18 protein-coding genes and 1 pseudogene are annotated in these 17633 nt (G+C 70.4%); 13 read left to right on the plus strand and 6 right to left on the minus strand.

The annotated features are described in order from the left end of the window. Window positions 1-11: 11 nt before the first annotated feature. Window positions 12-662 carry a DedA family protein gene (locus KALB_RS01335; protein WP_025353923.1) on the plus strand — a complete coding sequence of 217 codons (651 nt, stop codon included), beginning with the start codon at window positions 12-14 and terminating at the stop codon, window positions 660-662. Between the two features lie 189 nt (window positions 663-851). Here KALB_RS01335 and leuA read toward each other — a convergent pair whose 3' ends face one another. Beyond that, a complete protein-coding gene (gene leuA, locus KALB_RS01340; RefSeq protein ID WP_025353924.1) occupies window positions 852-2636 on the minus strand; it encodes a 2-isopropylmalate synthase in 1785 nt (594 codons plus the stop codon). Between the two features lie 189 nt (window positions 2637-2825). Here leuA and KALB_RS01345 point away from each other — a divergent pair, with 189 nt between their 5' ends. The 3 genes from KALB_RS01345 (at window position 2826) to KALB_RS01355 (ending at window position 3869) form a co-directional block, all read left to right on the plus strand. After that, the gene (locus KALB_RS01345; protein ID WP_025353925.1) at window positions 2826-3113 is read left to right on the plus strand and encodes a hypothetical protein; all 288 of its coding nucleotides are present in this window, start codon (window positions 2826-2828) and stop codon (window positions 3111-3113) included. An 87-nt stretch (window positions 3114-3200) separates the two neighbouring features. Then, window positions 3201-3497: a hypothetical protein gene (locus KALB_RS01350; protein ID WP_025353926.1), complete on the plus strand. Its 297-nt coding sequence runs from the start codon at window positions 3201-3203 to the stop codon at window positions 3495-3497. 51 nt (window positions 3498-3548) lie between these two features. Then, on the plus strand, window positions 3549-3869 hold the full coding sequence (locus KALB_RS01355; protein ID WP_025353927.1) for a hypothetical protein: 321 nt from the start codon (window positions 3549-3551) through the stop codon (window positions 3867-3869). Between the two features lie 4 nt (window positions 3870-3873). Here KALB_RS01355 and KALB_RS01360 read toward each other — a convergent pair whose 3' ends face one another. Then, entirely contained in the window at window positions 3874-4488 is a 615-nt protein-coding gene (locus KALB_RS01360; protein ID WP_025353928.1) for a nitroreductase family protein, read from the minus strand. 2 nt (window positions 4489-4490) lie between these two features. Further along, window positions 4491-5684: a glycosyltransferase family protein gene (locus KALB_RS01365; RefSeq protein ID WP_236650151.1), complete on the minus strand. Its 1194-nt coding sequence runs from the start codon at window positions 5682-5684 to the stop codon at window positions 4491-4493. A 100-nt stretch (window positions 5685-5784) separates the two neighbouring features. Here KALB_RS01365 and KALB_RS01370 point away from each other — a divergent pair, with 100 nt between their 5' ends. The 3 genes from KALB_RS01370 (at window position 5785) to KALB_RS01380 (ending at window position 9641) form a co-directional block, all read left to right on the plus strand. Continuing rightward, window positions 5785-7050, plus strand: coding sequence for an aspartate kinase (locus tag KALB_RS01370; RefSeq protein ID WP_025353930.1), 1266 nt, complete (start codon window positions 5785-5787; stop codon window positions 7048-7050). 73 nt (window positions 7051-7123) lie between these two features. Next, window positions 7124-8194, plus strand: coding sequence for an aspartate-semialdehyde dehydrogenase (locus KALB_RS01375; protein WP_025353931.1), 1071 nt, complete (start codon window positions 7124-7126; stop codon window positions 8192-8194). Between the two features lies 1 nt (window position 8195). Beyond that, window positions 8196-9641, plus strand: coding sequence for a gluconokinase (locus KALB_RS01380; RefSeq protein WP_025353932.1), 1446 nt, complete (start codon window positions 8196-8198; stop codon window positions 9639-9641). A gap of 39 nt (window positions 9642-9680) precedes the next feature. Here KALB_RS01380 and KALB_RS49005 read toward each other — a convergent pair. After that, window positions 9681-10805, minus strand: a pseudogene (locus tag KALB_RS49005) (MFS transporter); the annotation flags it as partial. Between the two features lie 114 nt (window positions 10806-10919). On the opposite strand from KALB_RS49005, the gene KALB_RS01395 reads away from it, so the two are divergent. Together KALB_RS01395 and KALB_RS01400 are read left to right on the plus strand one after the other, a co-directional pair. Continuing rightward, the gene (locus KALB_RS01395; RefSeq protein WP_025353935.1) at window positions 10920-11396 is read left to right on the plus strand and encodes a Fur family transcriptional regulator; all 477 of its coding nucleotides are present in this window, start codon (window positions 10920-10922) and stop codon (window positions 11394-11396) included. Beyond that, complete coding sequence (locus KALB_RS01400; RefSeq protein ID WP_025353936.1) at window positions 11393-12841, plus strand: catalase; 1449 nt, start codon at window positions 11393-11395, stop codon at window positions 12839-12841. The genes KALB_RS01395 and KALB_RS01400 overlap by 4 nt, the downstream gene beginning before the upstream one ends. 103 nt (window positions 12842-12944) lie before the next feature. Here the strand turns inward: KALB_RS01400 and KALB_RS01405 are convergent, their stop codons facing one another. Further along, the gene (locus KALB_RS01405; RefSeq protein WP_025353937.1) at window positions 12945-14075 is read right to left on the minus strand and encodes an alpha/beta hydrolase; all 1131 of its coding nucleotides are present in this window, start codon (window positions 14073-14075) and stop codon (window positions 12945-12947) included. 209 nt (window positions 14076-14284) lie between these two features. Here KALB_RS01405 and KALB_RS01410 point away from each other — a divergent pair, with 209 nt between their 5' ends. From KALB_RS01410 to KALB_RS01425, 4 genes are all read left to right on the plus strand, one after another. Continuing rightward, the gene (locus tag KALB_RS01410) at window positions 14285-14836 is read left to right on the plus strand and encodes an NADPH-dependent FMN reductase (RefSeq protein WP_030108897.1); all 552 of its coding nucleotides are present in this window, start codon (window positions 14285-14287) and stop codon (window positions 14834-14836) included. Window positions 14837-14935: 99 nt separating this feature from the next. After that, window positions 14936-15358: an organic hydroperoxide resistance protein gene (locus KALB_RS01415; RefSeq protein ID WP_030108898.1), complete on the plus strand. Its 423-nt coding sequence runs from the start codon at window positions 14936-14938 to the stop codon at window positions 15356-15358. Between the two features lie 211 nt (window positions 15359-15569). Continuing rightward, on the plus strand, window positions 15570-16661 hold the full coding sequence (locus tag KALB_RS01420) for an IS630 family transposase (protein ID WP_025353938.1): 1092 nt from the start codon (window positions 15570-15572) through the stop codon (window positions 16659-16661). 40 nt (window positions 16662-16701) lie between these two features. After that, window positions 16702-17184 (plus strand): MarR family winged helix-turn-helix transcriptional regulator, encoded by a 483-nt coding sequence (locus KALB_RS01425; protein ID WP_030109517.1) that lies wholly within the window; start codon window positions 16702-16704, stop codon window positions 17182-17184. A 30-nt stretch (window positions 17185-17214) separates the two neighbouring features. Here the strand turns inward: KALB_RS01425 and KALB_RS44985 are convergent, their stop codons facing one another. Further along, a complete protein-coding gene (locus tag KALB_RS44985; protein WP_025353940.1) occupies window positions 17215-17595 on the minus strand; it encodes a helix-turn-helix transcriptional regulator in 381 nt (126 codons plus the stop codon). Window positions 17596-17633: the final 38 nt, after the last annotated feature.

Raw genomic sequence — 17633 nt, forward strand, 5'->3', positions numbered from 1 at the left:
GATTCGGGGCCTTGCACATCGACCAGTGGATCGCGGCGATCCCACCGCTAGCGGTGTACCTCACGATCGGGCTGATCATCGGGTTGGAGAGCCTCGGCATCCCGCTCCCTGGCGAGATCGCCCTGGTCAGCGCCACGCTGCTGACCCTGCACCCGAGTTCGGCCGTGCAGTGGGAGTGGATCGCGGTCGCCGCGATGACCGGTGCCATCGTCGGTGACTCCATCGGCTACTCCATCGGCCGCAAGTTCGGCAAACCGCTGTTCGTCTGGCTGGGCAAGAAGTTCCCCAAGCACTTCGGCCCCAACCACCTGGCCACAGCGGAACGCGCGTTCGAGCGGTGGGGCATGTGGGCGGTCTTCTTCGGCCGGTTCATCGCCCTGCTGCGCATCTTCGCGGGCCCGCTCGCCGGTGCGCTGAAGATGCCGTACGCGAAGTTCCTCACCGCCAACGCGCTGGGCGGCATCTGCTGGGCCGGTGGCACCACCGCCGCGATCCACTACCTGGGTGAGGCGGCCTCGCACTTCCTGTCCCAGTTCGCGTGGATCGGGCTCGGTGTGGCGCTGCTGTTCGGCATCGGCGTCTCGCTGTTCATCAAGCACAGGGCCGGCAAGGCGCACGTTAGCACCGAGGACACCGCGATCGAGGCCGCTGACAAGCACTGATCGTGAGTTGTCCACAGGCACCGCTGTTGTCCACAGGGAGCCGATTTGCGGGCTCGCGGCGGGGCGGCGGCGGTAGACTTGGCTTGGGAGCGCCCCCCAGGGAGCGGCGGGGGATGTAGGTAGGGCAGCGGAACGAGACATCACTGTGGGCCCCGGCATTATGCCGGGGCCCACAGGTGTTTCAGCAGGTCAGCGGGCTGCGCGGTTCACGGCGGAGACCACGGCGCGCAGCGAGGCGGTGACGATCGAGCTGTCCACGGCCACGCCCCACAGGATCCGGTCCCCGGTGGCGCACTCCACGTAGGAGGCGGCGCGCGCGTCGTCGCCCGCGGTCAGCGCGTGCTCCACGTAGTCCATGACCCGCACGTCGAAGCCGACCCCGGCCAGCGCGTCCACGAACGCGGCCAGCGGGCCGTTGCCCACGCCGGTGATCTCGTGCTCCTCGCCCTCGACGCGGACCACCGCGGTGATCCGGTCGTGGCCGTCCCCGTCGTCCTGGATGCGGTAGCGCTCCAGCTCCAGCGGGCTGACCCGGCCCAGGTACTCCCCGGCGAAGGCGTCCCACATCTGGCGCGGGCTGACCTCCCCGCCCTCCGAGTCGGTGACCTCCTGCACCACCTTGGAGAACTCGATCTGCAGGCGGCGCGGCAGGTCCAGCTGGTGCTCGGTCTTCATCACGTAGGCGACCCCGCCCTTGCCGGACTGCGAGTTGACCCGGATCACGGCCTCGTAGCTGCGGCCCACGTCCTTCGGGTCGATCGGCAGGTACGGCACCTCCCACGGGTGGTCCTCCACCGGGTGCCCTGCCCGGTCGGCCTCGGACTTCAGCGCGTCCAGGCCCTTGTTGATCGCGTCCTGGTGGCTGCCGGAGAACGCCGTGTACACCAGGTCACCGCCGTACGGGTGCCGCTCGGGCACGGGCAGCTGGTTGCAGTACTCCACCGTGCGGCGGACCTCGTCGATGTCGGAGAAGTCCAGTTGCGGGTCCACGCCCTGGCTGAACAGGTTCATCGCCAGGGTCACCAGGCACACGTTGCCGGTGCGCTCCCCGTTGCCGAACAGGCAGCCCTCGATCCGGTCCGCGCCGGCCTGGTAGCCCAGCTCGGCGGCGGCCACCCCGGTGCCGCGGTCGTTGTGCGGGTGCAGGGACAGGATCACCGAGTCCCGGCGCTCCAGGTTCCGGCTCATCCACTCGATGGAGTCGGCGTACACGTTGGGCGTGGCCATCTCCACCGTGGCGGGCAGATTGATGATCACCGGCTTGTCCGGGGTGGGCTGCCAGATCGCGGTGACGGCGTTGCAGACCTCCACCGCGTAGGACAGCTCGGTGCCGGTGTAGGACTCCGGCGAGTACTGGAAGCGGAACTCGGTGTCCGGCTGCTTGGCGGCCAGCTCGACGACCAGCTCGGCGGCCGAGGTGGCGATCTTCTTGATGCCCTCGCGCTCCTCGCGGAACACCACGCGCCGCTGCAGGATCGAGGTGGAGTTGTAGATGTGCACGATCGCCTTGGCGGCCCCGCGCAGGGACTCGAAGGTCCGCTCGATCAGCTCGGGGCGGCACTGGCTCAGCACCTGGATCGTCACGTCGTCCGGGATCGCACCGTCGGTGATGATCTCGCGCACGAAGTCGAAGTCGGTCTGGCTGGCGGCGGGGAAGCCGACCTCGATCTCCTTGAAGCCCATGCGCACGAGCAGGTCGAACATCTTGCGCTTTCGGGCAGGGGACATCGGGTCGATCAGCGCCTGGTTGCCGTCCCGCAGGTCCACGGCACACCACAGCGGGGCGCGCTCGATGCGCTTGTCGGGCCAGGTGCGGTCGGCTACGGAGACCGGTTCCACCAGCTCGTGGAACGGGCGGTAGCGGTGCACCGGCATGGCGCTGCCCAGCTGGGGATTCCACACGGGCTGCCCGGGCGAAGCGGGCCGGGAGGGCTTGCGGATGCGGCTGGTGGTGGTGCTGAACTCGCTGGTCATCGGGGTTGCTCCTGCGTACCGGGTGACAATCGACCGGCGGCAGCGCTCAACTCCGCGACGGGGGGCCGGTCTGGTCAGACCCCGTCACGGCAGCGAAGCAGGAGGGTGGAACCCACGGGGCGAGCCTAACCACAACCAGCCGGATAGTGAAACCGAAGTCCACATGGTGGATCGTGGTTAGCTGGGTGCATGGGCTCTGGGGGCAAGAAATCCGGCGGCGTCCTGTCGACCGTCATCAACCTGTTCGGCGTGCTGACGGCCCTGGTGATGGTCGTGCACGTGCTGCTGGTGCTGACGAAGGCGAACACCGGCAACGTCTTCTTCACGATCGTGGAGAAGTGGGCGAACCTGCTCGTGCTGTGGTGGGGCAACGTCTTCAAGCCGGTGGACGCGCCGGGCAACGTGGCGCTGAACTACCTGCTCGCGGCTGCCTTCTGGCTGCTGGTGACCCGCATCGTGGCCAGGATCCTGCGCTGACCCCGGTGTAGCGGCCACGTACGGTGGGTACACCTCGCTCAACTCCACCCGATCGGGTGGATCTGACCTGAGCGAGGTGGGTTCGACATGGCCACTCACGTTCGCGGCGGCCGATCCACGGCCGCCACCGTGGTGCGCATGATCGGCACCGTGCTGGCGCTCATCCTGGTCGCCCGCATCCTGTTCCTGCTGCTCGGGGCCAATCCCGACAACCAGATCGCGGCCACCGTTGGCCGCTGGGCCGACACGGTCGCGCTGTGGTTCATCAACCTGTTCGACACCGGCAACCACGCCTTCAGCGTGCTCCTCAACTACGGGCTCGCGGCGGTGTTCTGGCTGGTCGTGACGGGTCTGATCGCTCGATTGCTGTACCGCGCGGGATGATCGCTACTCGCGGGTAGCGTCCGCGCAGGTCAGCGTGCCAGACTGCCGCGCATGGCCCAGCACTCGGAACGCACCGCAGGACAGGTGCGCGGCAAGGTCGTCGGCGTCCTGGCGGGTGTACTGCGCTGGATCGGCACACTCGCCGCCGTGCTGCTCACCGCGCACGTCCTGCTCACGGTGTTCGGCGCCAACCCGGACAACCCGATCACCACCTTCGTCCGGTCCTGGGCCGACCCGCTGGCGCTGGCCTTCCGCGACCTGTTCACCCCCGCCGACGCCAAGCTGCGCGTGCTCGCCAACTACGGGCTCGCCGCGGTGTTCTGGCTGGTCGTGACCTCGATCGTGGTGAAGCTGGTGCGCCGGCTGGGCTGAGCCGCTACAGCGCGGGCGTACCCCAGGATCCGGCGAAGGCGATCTCGGCCAGCGGCTTGCGCTCACGTGGTGCGATCTCGCGTTCCCGCAGCTGCTCGCTGAGCTGGTCCAGCGAGCCCAGCGCCCCGATCGCGACGGCCACCAGCGGCTGGGCCTGCTCGGGCAGCCCGAACGCGGCCCGCACCGCGTCGGGGTCGAACCCGGCCATCTGGTGCGCGACCCAGCCGTCGGCCAGTGCCTGCACGACCAGGTTCTGCACGGCCAGGCCAAGCCCGTACTCGGCGGCGGGCATCGGGCGGCCCGTGTCGTCCACGGTCATCACCACGCCGACCAGCAGCACCGAGGCCTCGCCCGCCCAGGTCTGGTTGCCGGGCCGCAGCGTGTCGAAGATCCGCTGGAAGGTGCTGTCCCCGCGCCGCCCCACCAGGAACCGGGAGGGCTGGAGGTTCGCACAGGACGGGGCCCAGCGGGCGGCCTCCAGCAGGGCGCGCAGCTGCGGCTCCTCGATCTCGGCCGCGGGGTCCAGCGCGCGGGGGCTCCACCGCTCGCTGATCAGGGGGTGCAGGTCCGCACTGGCGACGGCCCGCTTGTCGACTTCGGTCCAGGAGAGATCTGTCACGCTCAGATAGCGTAGGGCCAGGCGGTCAGCGAGTACGCGCCGAACCACGCCGAGGCCACCGCCGCGCTCGCCACGGTCAGCAGTACGGTGCCGGGCCTGCGCTTGGCGAGGCCCACCACGATCGGCAGCAGCAGGGTGAAGGCGGGCACCATGAGCCGGGCCTTGGAGTTCATCAGCCCGTTGGCGCCCAGGTCCATCGCGAGCACGCCCACCGCGTACACCACCAGCGGCCACTGCACGCCCCGGCGCAGGCACACCACCACCAGTGCGATCGCCAGCACGACCAAGCCAACGGTGATCACTTCCAGCACCGACCGGCCGGAGGCCAGCGCGTCCAGCGCGAAGCGGATCGTGGCCCCGCCGCCGTCGAACACCGAGCCCCAGCCCTGCCGCTGCACCTCGAACCAGCCGTCCAGCCGACCGGTGCGCGAGGCGACCCACAGCAGGTAGCCGACCAGGCCGAGCGGGGCGAGCAGCCCACCGAGCCAGGGGCGCCAGCCGTCCTGACGGCGCAGGATGGCGACCAGCGCGGCCAGGCCCACGGCCAGCACGAGGGCCCCCGCGGTCGGCCGGACGAGCCCCGCCGCGGCGCAGCACAGCCCGGCCAGGGGCCAGTTCCGCTCCAGCACGCCGACCAGCGCCCACGCGGCCAGTGCGCAGAACATGGCCTCGGAGTAGGTCATCGACAGGGTGACGGCCATCGGCGAGGCCGCGAACAGGGCCACCAGCAGCAGCCCGGCCCGCCGCGAACCGCCGGTGACCCGCGTGCCCAGCCGGAGCAGGCCGTAGGAGCAGACCAGCCCGGACAGCACGGTGACGAGGAACGCGGCGTCCACGAGGGACAGTCCGGGCAGGTTTGCGAAAAGCCTTACCACGGTGGGGTAGCCGGGGAAGAACGCCAGCAGGTTGTCCGGGTTGTGCCGCCCGTGCGCGTCCACGAGGTCGGCGGGTGCCCCGTCGTAGCCGCCCGAGGCCAGCCCGAGGTACCAGTGCCCGTCCCAGGATGTGAGAGCCGCCGTGACGGTCCGGTGGTTGCGCTCCGCCATCCACGCCAGCACCAGCAGGCCGACCCCGCGCACCGACAGGAAGACCAGTGCGGGCGCGGTCAACCGCAGCACCTGGCGCCAGGTGGCGGTCTCGGACACCGGCCGGGTGGCCCCCACCACCGGCGGTCGCGTCATCTCAGTGGCGGACACCCCGCGAGGGTAGCGCCGGTCACCGACGGGTGATGGGAGCTCGCATCGCAGGTAGGCTGCCCTGGACATGCTTGAGCCCGGTCACGAGGAGGTTCGGTCAGTGGCACTCGTCGTCCAGAAGTACGGCGGTTCGTCCCTCGAAAGTGCCGACCGGATCAAACGAGTGGCCGAGCGCATCGTGGCCACCCGCCGGGCGGGTTACGACGTCGTGGTCGCGGTCTCGGCGATGGGCGACACCACCGACGAGCTGCTGGACCTGGCGGGCCAGGTCGCCCCGGTACCGCCCGCCCGCGAGATGGACATGCTGCTCACCGCGGGTGAGCGGATCTCGATGTCCCTGCTGGCCATGGCCATCCACGCCTTGGGACTGGAGGCCCGGTCCTACACCGGCTCGCAGGCCGGTGTGATCACCACGGCGGTGCACGGCAACGCGCGCATCATCGACGTCACCCCGGGCCGCATCCAGGACGCGGTCAACGACGGGGCGATCGCGATCGTGGCCGGGTTCCAGGGGGTGAGCCAGGACAGCAAGGAGATCACCACGATCGGCCGTGGTGGCACGGACACCACGGCGGTCGCGCTGGCCGCGGCGCTCAAGGCCGACGTCTGCGAGATCTACACCGACGTGGACGGCGTGTTCAGCGCCGACCCCAGGGTGGTGCGCGACGCGCGGCACATCGGTCAGATCACCTACGAGGAGATGCTGGAGATGGCGGCGTGCGGCGCGAAGGTGCTGCACCTGCGCTGTGTGGAGTACGCCCGCCGCTACGGGGTGGCGGTCCGCGTGCGCTCCTCGTTCAACAACAAGCCGGGCACCCTGGTGACCGGGTCGATGGAGGACCTTCCCGTGGAGCAGGCGATCATCACCGGCGTCGCGCACGACCGGTCGGAGGCCAAGGTCACCGTCACGGCGGTGCCGGACCACCCGGGCGTTGCGGCGAAGATCTTCCGGGTCGTCGCGGACGCCGAGCTGGACATCGACATGGTGGTGCAGAACGTGTCGCAGGTGGCCACCGGCCGCACCGACATCACGTTCACGCTGCCCAAGTCCGACGGGCCCAAGGCCGTTGCCGCGCTGGAGAAGGCCAAGCCGGAGATCGGCTTCGCCCAGGTGCTCTACGACGACCACGTGGGCAAGGTCTCGCTGATCGGCGCGGGCATGCGCTCGCACCCCGGCGTCACCGCCACCTTCTGTGAGGCGCTGTCCCGCGCGGGGGTCAACATCGAGATCATCTCCACCTCGGAGATCCGCATCTCTGTCATCTGTCGGGACACGCAGCTGGACGACGCGGTGCGCGCGCTGCACGATGCCTTCGAGCTCGGCGGCGACGAAGAGGCCGTCGTCTATGCGGGGAGTGGGCGATGAGCGAGCTTGCGAGCGAATCATCCAACGCGGTGCCGGCGCGAAGCGCTGCGCCGAGCGTCAGCGAGGTGCGGCGATGAGCAACGGACCTGTACTGGCTTTGGTCGGTGCCACCGGAGCGGTCGGCACCGTCATGATCGACATCCTCAACGGCAGGGAATCCGTGCCGTGGGGGGAGATCCGGCTGATCGCCTCGGCGCGCTCGGCGGGCAAGAAGATCACCGTGCGCGGCGAGGAGCTCACCGTGCTCGCGCTGGCGCCCGAGGTGTTCGACGGCGTGCACGTGGCCATGTTCGACGTGCCGGACGAGATCTCCGCGCAGTGGGCGCCGATCGCGGCCGAGCGCGGTGCGGTGGCCGTGGACAACTCCGGTGCCTTCCGGATGGACCCCGAGGTGCCCCTGGTGGTGCCCGAGGTCAACGCCGACAAGGTGCGCCAGCGCCCGCGCGGCATCATCGCCAACCCGAACTGCACCACGCTGTCGATGATGGCGGCGGTGGGCGCGCTGCACCGCGAGTTCGGGCTCACCGAGCTCGTCGTGGCCTCCTACCAGGCCGTGTCGGGTGCGGGCGTGGCCGGTGTGGAGCGGCTCTACGCCGAGCTGTCCGCCGTGGCGGGCAAGCAGGTCGGCGTCACCGCGGGCGATGTGCGCGCGGCGCTGACCGAGGCCGGACTGTCCCAGGAGGACTCGCCGTTCCCCGCCCCGCTGGTGCTGAACGTGGTGCCCTGGGCGGGTTCGCTCAAGCAGGACGGCTGGAGCTCCGAGGAGCTCAAGGTCCGCAACGAGTCCCGCAAGATCCTGGGCATCCCGGGGCTGAAGGTCTCCGCGACCTGCGTGCGGGTGCCGGTCGTGACCACGCACTCCCTGGCGGTGCACGCGGTGTTCGAGCGCGAGGTCACCGTGGAGCAGGCGCACAAGGTGTTCGCGGCCCAGCCCTCGGTGGTGCTGGTGGACGACCCGGCCGCGGGCGTGTTCCCGACCCCGGCGGACGTGGTGGGCGGTGACCCGACCTACGTCGGACGGGTGCGCCAGGCCCTGGACTTCCCCAACACGCTGGACTTCTTCGTGTGCGGTGACAACCTGCGCAAGGGGGCCGCGCTCAACACCTACGAGATCGCCGAGGCGCTGGCGCCCGAGTTCTCCTGACGTGTCCGGAGTCGTACTCGGTGTCGACCTGGGCACCACGGCGACCAAGGTGGTGGCGACCCGCTCGGACGGGCGGGTCGTCGCCGTCGCCGAACAGGGTTACCCGCTGCGCACCGACGAGCGGGGCACGGCGGTGCAGGACCCGCACGAAGTGCTTGCCGCAGCGAGGAAAGCGCTCACCGAGTGCGTGGCCCGCGTCGAGGAACCGGTGCGCGGGCTGTCGTTCAGCTCCGCCATGCACACCCTGCTGGCGCTGGACGCCGAGGGCGAGCCGCTCACCCCGGCGCTGAGCTGGGCCGACAACCGGGCCGTTGCCGTGGCGAAGCGGCTGCGCGCCGACCACGGGCGCGAACTGCACGCCGCCACCGGCACGCCGGTGCACCCGTCCTTCCCGCTGGCGAAGCTGGTCTGGTTCGCCGAGCACGAGCCGGACCTGCACCGCGGTGCAGCGAAGTGGGCCGGGCTCAAGGACTTCGTGCTCAGCAAGGTCACCGGACGGCTGCTCACCGAGCACTCCAACGCCTCGGGCACCGGGCTGATGAACTCGGAAACCCTTGACTGGCACGAACCTTCGCTGCGGCTGACCGGGCTCACCGCCGACCGGCTGCCGGAACTCGTCGCGCCGACAGAGGTCCTGTCGCTGACCATGCCCGTGGACGGTCTGCCCAGCGGCCTGCCCGTGGTGGCGGGCGGCGGGGACGGGCCGCTGGCGAACCTGGGTGTCGGCGCTGTGCTGCCTGGCATGGCGGCGCTCTCGCTGGGCACCAGCGGGGCGCTGCGGGTGATCCGCGAGCACCCCGGGGTCGACGACAGGGCAAGGGTCTTCTGCTACGCGCTGGCCGAGGGCCTGTGGGTGCTCGGCGGGGCCGTGAGCAACGGCGGGGTCGTCGCGCAGTGGGCGGCCGAGACCTTCGACGTGCCGGTGGCCGACCTGCTGGCCGAGGCCGAACAGGAGCCCTCCGGCGCGGGCGGCCTGGTCGCCCTGCCGTACCTGCTGGGGGAGCGCGCGCCCTGGTGGGACCCGGACCCGCGCGCGGTGCTGCTGGGGCTGCGCCGCGAGCACGGCCGTGCGGCGATCACCCGCGCGATGGTGGAGGGCGTGGCCCAGCAGTTGGCGCTGGTGCGCGACGCCGTCCTGGACACCGGTGCGGCCGTGGACACCGTGCGGGTCACCGGCGGGGCGTTCAAGGGTCCACTGTGGACAAAGGTGGTCGCTGCCGCCCTCGGCCACGAGCTGGAGTTCGTCGAGGGCTCGGAGGGCTCAGGGGTGGGGGCCTGCCTGCTCGGCTGGCGTGCGCTCGGCGAGCTGCCCTCCCTGCGCGCCGCCGCCGAGTTGATCACCCCCGACCACACCGCCGCCCCCGACGAGTTCGCCAGCAGGCGCATGGCCAAGGCCAGGCCCGCCCTGGAGCGCATCCACGCCGCCGTGCGCGACCTGGACCTCTGACCGCGCGCCGCCGAGCACCCGCCCGCCCAGCAGCAGGGCCAGGCTGGCGGCCAGCAGCCCGGCGATCCCGATCGTGACGAAGCCCCACGCGGGGGTGCTGCGGTCCACCACGGCGCCGACCAGCGGTGAGCCCACGGCCACGCCGATCGTCAGCGCGGACTGGTAGATGCCCATGGCCTCACCCCGCGCGGACTCCGGGCTCAGCCGCACGACCAGGCCCGAGGTGGCGGCGACCGTCGGCGCGCAGAGCAAGCCGCTGGGGATCATCAGCAGCGCCAGCGCCCACCAGTTGCCCGCGAGGCCGACCGGCACGGTGAACAGCCCGATCAGCCCGATCAGCAGCACCGGGTGCAGCGGGGTGCGCCGGGCACCGTGCACCAGGCCGCCGATGATGGAGGCCAGGCACCACAGCGCGATCACCAGCCCGGACCAGGAGACCTCGCCCGTGGTGTTGAGCACCGACACGATCGCGACCTCGGTCCCGGCCATGACCATCACCACCGCCGAGGTGATCACCAGCACCGCGATCATCGGGCCGCGCAGCCAGCTGCGCCTGGGCACGGGCTCGGACCGCGCCGCGTCCTCGCCGCGCACCGGCGGGTTGACCAGGTAGAGCAGCACCCCGCTGAGCACGATGGTGCTGCCGATCGTCAGCAGCGCCGTCACCGTGGACAGGCTGGTCGCGATCAGCACCGAGATCGCCGGGCCGACCATGAACGCCGCCTCGGTGAAGACCGAGTCCAGCGAGAACGCCGTGTGGTGCTGGGCCGGGGGCACCAGTGCGGCGGTGGCCTGCCTGGACACCGACATCACCGGCAGGGTCAACACGCCCAGCACCAGGGAGAGCACGACCAGCGCCGGGTAGGGCAGCCACGGGGCGGTGCCCCAGAACAGGACCTCGGCGACCGTGGTGAGCAGCAGCATCGCGCGCAGCCCGCGCCGGTCCACCAGCCTGCCCAGCAGCGGGCCGCCGATGGCCATGCCGATCGTGGAGGCGGCGCCGACCAGCCCGGCCGCGGCGTAGCCCATGCCCAGCCCGAGCACCACGTGCAGGGTGAGCGCCACGCCCGCGCCCGCGACGGGTACGCGCGCCAGGAACGTCACGCAGATGAGGGTGCGGACGCCGGGCTGTTTGACCACCTGGAGGTAGGACGCTAGGGCCACCCGGTGATGTGACCGCGAGCACCCTCGGTCACGCAACCCATTTCCATCGGGGGACAAATCGGACCCGATCGTTTTCTTGACTCATTCCAGATTACGTGGTGTGCTGGTGGGGCCATGACACCCGACGCTTCGGTACCGGACACGCTGCGGCAGCGCCTCAGGCAGGCGGGGCTGCGGGTGACCGCACCACGGCTGGCGGTGCTCGAATGGCTGGCGGAGCACCCGCACGCCACGGCCGACCAGGTGGCCACCGGGGTGCGCGGCCAACTCGGCTCGGTGTCCACGCAGGCGGTGTACGACGTGCTCGGCGCCTGCGCGCGGGCGGAGCTGGTGCGCAGGATCGAGCCCGCCGGGCACCCGGCCCGGTTCGAGACGCGCACCGGTGACAACCACCACCACCTCGTGTGCCGCCGTTGCGGTCGCACCGAGGACGTCGACTGCGCCGTGGGCGCGGCGCCGTGCCTGGAACCCTCTGATGGCAAGGGTTTCGCGGTCGACGAGGCCGAAGTCGTCTTCTGGGGGCTGTGCCCCGACTGCCTGGTGGCCTCCCCCACCACGGCAGCCCACCACCACGAGGAGGGAAGAGCGTGACCCAGCGGTACACCACCAACAACGTGGGCATCCCGGTCGCCAGCGACAACGACTCGTTGACGTTGGGGCCCAACGGACCGATCCTGCTCCAGGACCACTACCTGATCGAGAAGAACGCGCAGTTCAACCGCGAGCGCGTGCCCGAGCGGGTGGTGCACGCCAAGGGGGGTGGCGCGTTCGGCACCTTCGAGGTGACCGAGGACGTCAGCGGGTTCACCAAGGCCGCGGTGTTCCAGCCGGGCACCAGGACCGAGACCCTGCTGCGGTTCTCCACGGTCGCCGGTGAGCTCGGCTCCCCGGACACCTGGCGCGACCCGCGCGGTTTCGCGCTGAAGTTCTACACCACGCAGGGCAACTACGACCTCGTCGGCAACAACACCCCGGTGTTCTTCATCCGCGACCCGATCAAGTTCCCGGACTTCATCCGCTCGCAGAAGCGCCGCGCCGACAACCACCTGCGCGACCACGACATGCAGTGGGACTTCTGGACCCTGCGCCCGGAGACGGCGCACCAGGTGACCTGGCTGATGGGCGACCGGGGCATCCCGAGCAGCTGGCGCCACATGAACGGCTACGGCTCGCACACCTACCTGTGGCAGAACGCGGGCGGGGAGAAGTTCTGGGTCAAGTACCACTTCAAGACCGACCAGGGCATCGACTTCCTCACCCAGGCCGACGCCGACCGGCTCGCCGGTGAGGACGGGGACCACCACATCCGCGACCTGTACAGCAGCATCAAGAAGGGCGACCACCCGAGCTGGACGCTGTACGTGCAGGTCATGCCGCACGACGACGCGGCGGACTACCGGTTCAACCCGTTCGACCTGACCAAGGTGTGGCCGCACGGGGACTACCCGCTGATCAAGGTCGGCACGCTGCGGCTGGACCGCAACCCGGACAACTACTTCGCGCAGATCGAGCAGTCCGCGTTCGAGCCCGCGAACCTGGTGCCCGGCATCGGCCCGTCCCCGGACAAGATGCTGCTGGGCAGGCTGTTCGCCTACCCGGACGCGCACCGCTACCGGATCGGCCCGAACTACGCCCAGCTGCCGGTCAACGCCCCCAAGTCGCCCGTGAACTCCTACGCCAAGGACGGCGCGATGCGGTACAGCAACCCGGCGGACCCGGTGTACGCGCCGAACTCCTACGGCGGCCCGCACGCCGACGCCGAGCTCGCGGGCGAGACCGCGTCCGCCTACGGCGCGACCGGTGAGGTGCTGCGCACGGCCTACGCCCTGCACTCCGAGGACGACGACTTCGGCCAGCCGGGCACCCTCGTGCGCTCGGTGCTCAACGATGACCAGCGCACCCGCCTGGTCGGCAACGTGGCCGGGCACCTGTCCAACGGGGTGAGCAAGCCCGTGTTGGAGCGCGCGCTGGAGTACTGGCGCAACGTGGACAAGGACCTGGGCGACCGCATCGCCGACAAGGTCAACCCGAGCTGATCTGAGCGCTCCCACCACAGGAAGCGCCGACACGCACGGTTTCCCCGCGTGTCGGCGCTTCCGGTACTGCGTGTCGGACGTTCCGGTACAACCTGAGGGCAGGTCAGGTCAGCCAGTTGCCCACCGGGTAGTCGTGCAGTTCGGCCGGGTCCACGCTCTTGCGGCGCGGACGGCCGTTGCGGCCGATCGCCAGCCCGGTACGCAGCGCGCCCGCGGCCTCGAACACGGCGTCGCGGAAGCCCTGGCCGATCCCGGTCATGCTGGCGTAGCCGTGGATCAGCCCCTCGTGACGGCGCAGCACCACCGGCACGCCCGCCTCGGCCACGCGCTGGGCGAACTGCTCGCCCTCGTCACGCAGCGGGTCGAACCCGGCGGTGGCCAGGTACATCGGCGGCAGCCCGCTGAGGTCCCCGGCCAGCAGCGGGGACATGCGCGGGTCGGTGCGGGTGTCCGGGTCCGGCGCGTACTGCTCCATGAACCAGTCCATCGCCTTGCCGGTGAGGAAGAAGCCCTCGCCGAACAGCTTGCGCGAGGCCGTGTCCGCGGTGGCGTCCACGGTGGGGTAGAAGGCCAGCACGAAGATCGGCCGGGCCCCGCTGGTGGCCTGCTGTGCGGTGACGATGGCCAGGTTGCCGCCCGCGCTGTCCCCGCCGAGCGCGATCATCTTCGGGTCGATGCCCAGCGAGTCGGCCTCGGCAACGGCCCACTTGAACGCGGTCAGGCAGTCCTCGACGGCAGCCGGGAACGGGGCCTCGGGCGCGAGCCGGTAGTCCACCGAGAGCACCCGGACCCCGGAGTGCTTGGCCAGGAAGCGGCACAGGTTGTCGTGGCTGTCCACGCTGCCGATGGCGAAGCCGCCGCCGTGGAAGTAGATCAGCAGCGGCGAGCCCTCCGGCAGCCGGGCGGGCCGGTACAACCGGGCGCGGATGTCACCTTCGGGGCTGGGGATCAGCAGGTCACGGGCGTCCACGGGCTGGATCGGCTCGCCGGAGACCAGTTCTCGGCTGGCGTCCAGCGAGGCGCGGGCCCGCGCGGCCGAGGTGCTGTTGAGCAGCTCGGTGCCGCTGAGCTTCTGCAACTTGAGCAGCAACTGGGCGTCGAGGTCGAGCTGCTGGCCGTCCAGCCAGACCGGCTTGCCCGCGAGCAGTCTGCGCACCGGCCGCGGCAGGGCGAACAGCCCCCGCACGACCTTCGCCTGCCACCGCATCGGGATCGAATCGCCCAGCCCAGCCATCCGCGACCTCCGCTCGCCCGACCTACCGTCGGTAGGTTACCCCGCTGTAATGCCCGTGGCGAGGCTGGAGTTGACCTCCAGTTAGGTCGAGGTCGTAGCCTGGCCCTGCCCCGATCGGACCAGTTCCCGCGGGCAGTACGGCCTGGTTACCGGGCACAGCACGCGGTTCGCCCTCGACAGCGGCGGACGAGGTGGGAGGATCGCCTGTCATGACGGTCAGGGTGGTTGGCATCGGCGGGTCGCTGCGGCCCGGCTCGCAGTCCGAGCTCGCGCTGAAGGTGGCGCTCTCGGGTGCGCGGGAAGCCGGGGCCACGGTCACCGCGCTGACCGGCGCCGACCTGGTGCTGCCCTTCTACGACCCGTCCGAGTCCGAGCGGCCGGAGGCGGCCAAGCGGCTGGTGGACCTGCTGCGCGAGGCCGACGGGGTGGTGCTCGTGTCGCCGGGCTACCACGGCTCCCTGTCCGGGCTGGTGAAGAACGCCCTGGACTACGTGGAGGACCTGCGCACCGACGTGCGGCCCTACCTGGACGGCAGGGCCGTTGGCTGCGCGACCACGGCCGCGGGCTGGCAGGCCAGCGTGACCACGCTGAGCGCGCTGCGGGCCATCGTGCACGCGCTGCGCGGCTGGCCGACCCCTCTGGGCTCGGCGATCAACACCGTGCAGGTGCGCTTCGACGCCGAGGGCGGGTGCAGCGAGGAGCAGGTCGCCGAGTCGCTGCGCACGATCGGCAGGCAGGTGGTCGAGTTCGCCACCCGGTGAGGTCTGTCACCAGCGGGAGTGGATCTCGAGGTGCGTGGCGTTGCACGGGGCAGCAGGCTGGGGCCTGCACCCCGTACTCGCTCGAAGAGGAGCAACGCCATGTCAGTGCTGTACACCGCGGAGGCCGTAGCCGTCGGGGAAGGCCGCAACGGGGAGGTCCGCTCCTCCGACGGGGTCATCGACGAGGTCCTGGCCGTGCCGAAGGAGCTGGGCGGCCCCGGCGGCGACAAGACCAACCCCGAGCAGCTGTTCGCGGCGGGCTACGCGGCCTGTTTCCACAGCGCGTTGCAGGTGGTGGCCCGCCAGCAGTCGGTGAAGCTGGGCGAGACCTCGATCAACGCCAAGGTCAACCTGCACTCAGTGGACGGCGGTGGCTTCCAGCTGTCGGTGGCGCTGTCCGCACACCTGCCGGGCCTGGAGCAGGGCCAGGCCGACCAGCTGGTTGCCGGTGCGCACCAGATCTGCCCGTACTCCAACGCCACCCGCGGCAACATCGAGGTCGCCCTGGAGGCCACTGTGTGAGGTAGTGCGGTGTCCAAGACCCTCGTCGGGTGATTTCGCGGTCCAGGTGGATGGATCGGCGTGCCGGCCCCGCGTCTTCATACTGGTTGTATGGGGGCGCGGGGGCGGTGCGGCGAGGCGCCGCCTGGGCGCGGAAGGACCGGCGAGGGTTGCTGGACACCGCACTAGTGTCGTGCGCCGGAAATCCGCCACATAAGTCTAGTCTGGGTTGATGGCGCGGATTGGACGTCCTCCTGCTGAGGTGACGTTGACCGAGCAGGAGCGGGTAACGCTGGAACGGTGGGCGCGGCGGGCGAAGTCGTCGCAGGTGCTGGCACAGCGGTGCAGGATTGTGCTGGCGTGCGCGGACGGCCTGCCAGGCAAGCAGATCGCCGAGGATCTTCGGGTTCACCCGTCGACGGTGACCAAGTGGCGCAGGCGATTTCTCCAGCATCGGCTGGAGGGCCTGGTCGATGAGGAACGGCCGGGCCGTCCGCCGTCGATCACGGTGGACCAGGTCGAAGAGGTGATCGTGGCGACTCTGGAGGAGACCCCGCGCAACGCCACACACTGGTCTCGGGCGTCGATGGCGGAGAAGTCCGGGCTGAGCAAGTCGACCATCGGCCGGATCTGGCGCGATTTCGGGCTCAAACCCCACCGTGCCGAGACCTTCAAGCTCTCGACCGATCCATTGTTCGTGGAGAAGGTCGTCGATGTCGTTGGCCTGTACCACAATCCGCCCGAGCGGGCGGTGGTGCTGTGCGTGGACGAGAAGAGTCAGATCCAGGCACTGGACCGCTCCCAGCCGGTGCTGCCGATGATGCCGGGTATGCCTGAGCGGCGCACACATGACTACGCCCGCAATGGCATCACCAGCCTGTTCGCCGCGTTCGACGTCGCCGATGGCACGGTGATCGCCGAGTTGCATCGTCAGCACCGGGCCGCCGAGTTCAAGAAGTTCCTCATCACGATCGACAAGACGGTCCCGGCGGAGCTGGCCGTCCACCTGGTCTGTGACAACTACGGCACTCACAAGACCCCGGCGATCAAGGCCTGGCTGGCCAAGCACCCCAGGTTCCGCATGCACTTCACCCCGACCGGATCATCGTGGATCAACCAGGTCGAACGCTGGTTCGGCTTTCTCAGCGACCAGAAGATCACCCGAGGTACCCACCGCAGCGTCCAAGCGCTGGAGAAGGACATCCGCGTCTGGATCGCTGACTGGAACACCCATCCACGGCCGTTCATCTGGACCAAGACCGCCGAAGAGATCCTCGAGTCACTCGCCCGATTTTGTAGGCGGATTTCCGGCGCAGGACACTAGCTTGCCCGCAAGCTACTCACCCCCGTGCGATGATCCGGCCATGGACGACGTGGACCGGATCATCGCCCAGTGGGCCGTCGAGCGCCCCGAACTGGCCACGCTGCCGATGGCCGTGTTCGGCCGCGTCTTCCGCATCGCCAAGCTGGGCGGGGAGCGCGCCGAGCAGGCCTACGCCGAGTTCGGCATCGGCCGAGGCGAGTTCGACGTGCTGGCCACGTTGCGCCGCTCCGGGGACCCGTACCGGCTGACCCCCGGCCGCCTCTCGGCCACGCTGATGCTGACCACCGGCGGCATGACCGGTCGCCTGGACAAGCTGGAGCGCGCGGGCCTGGTCAGCCGCTCACCCGACCCGGCCGACCGGCGCGGGCAGCTGGTGACGCTGACCGAACGCGGTCTGTCCATTGTGGACGAAGCCGTGGTGAAGGGGCTCGACGTGCAGCGCGAGGCGCTCGCCGAGTTCTCCGAGGCCGACCGCGAGCAGCTGGCCGACCTGCTGCGGCGCCTGCTGGCCGCGATCGGCTAGTGCGGTGTCAGCGGGCTGCTGGACACCGCACTAGCTGGCTCTGCGACCCGCGGCCACCGCCTGTTCCACGTCGGTGCGCGGCATCACCGCGAGCACCTTGTCCAGCGCGGCACGGGCCGCGCCGTCGAGTCTCTCGTCGCGCAGCGCGCGCAGCGCCACGACCACGGCGATCGCCTCCCCCTGGGTCACCGTGATCGGCGGCAGGGCCCGGGCCTGTTCCAGCACGTACCCGCCCTGCCTGCCGATCGATGCGGAGATGGGCACCCCCGCCTGTTGCAACATGCTGATGTCGCGCAGCACCGTGCGCACCGAGACGCCGTACCGCTTGGCCAGCGACCGGGCACTGCACGGGACCGGCGTCGACTCCCTCAACTGCTCCACGAGCGCGTGTAACCGATCCGTTCGATCCACGCACAGCACGTTACGGCCAAGGTCTGACAGTTGCCTCC

The organism is Kutzneria viridogrisea DSM 43870 (assembly GCF_000525635.1).
GTDB lineage: Bacteria > Actinomycetota > Actinomycetes > Mycobacteriales > Pseudonocardiaceae > Kutzneria > Kutzneria viridogrisea.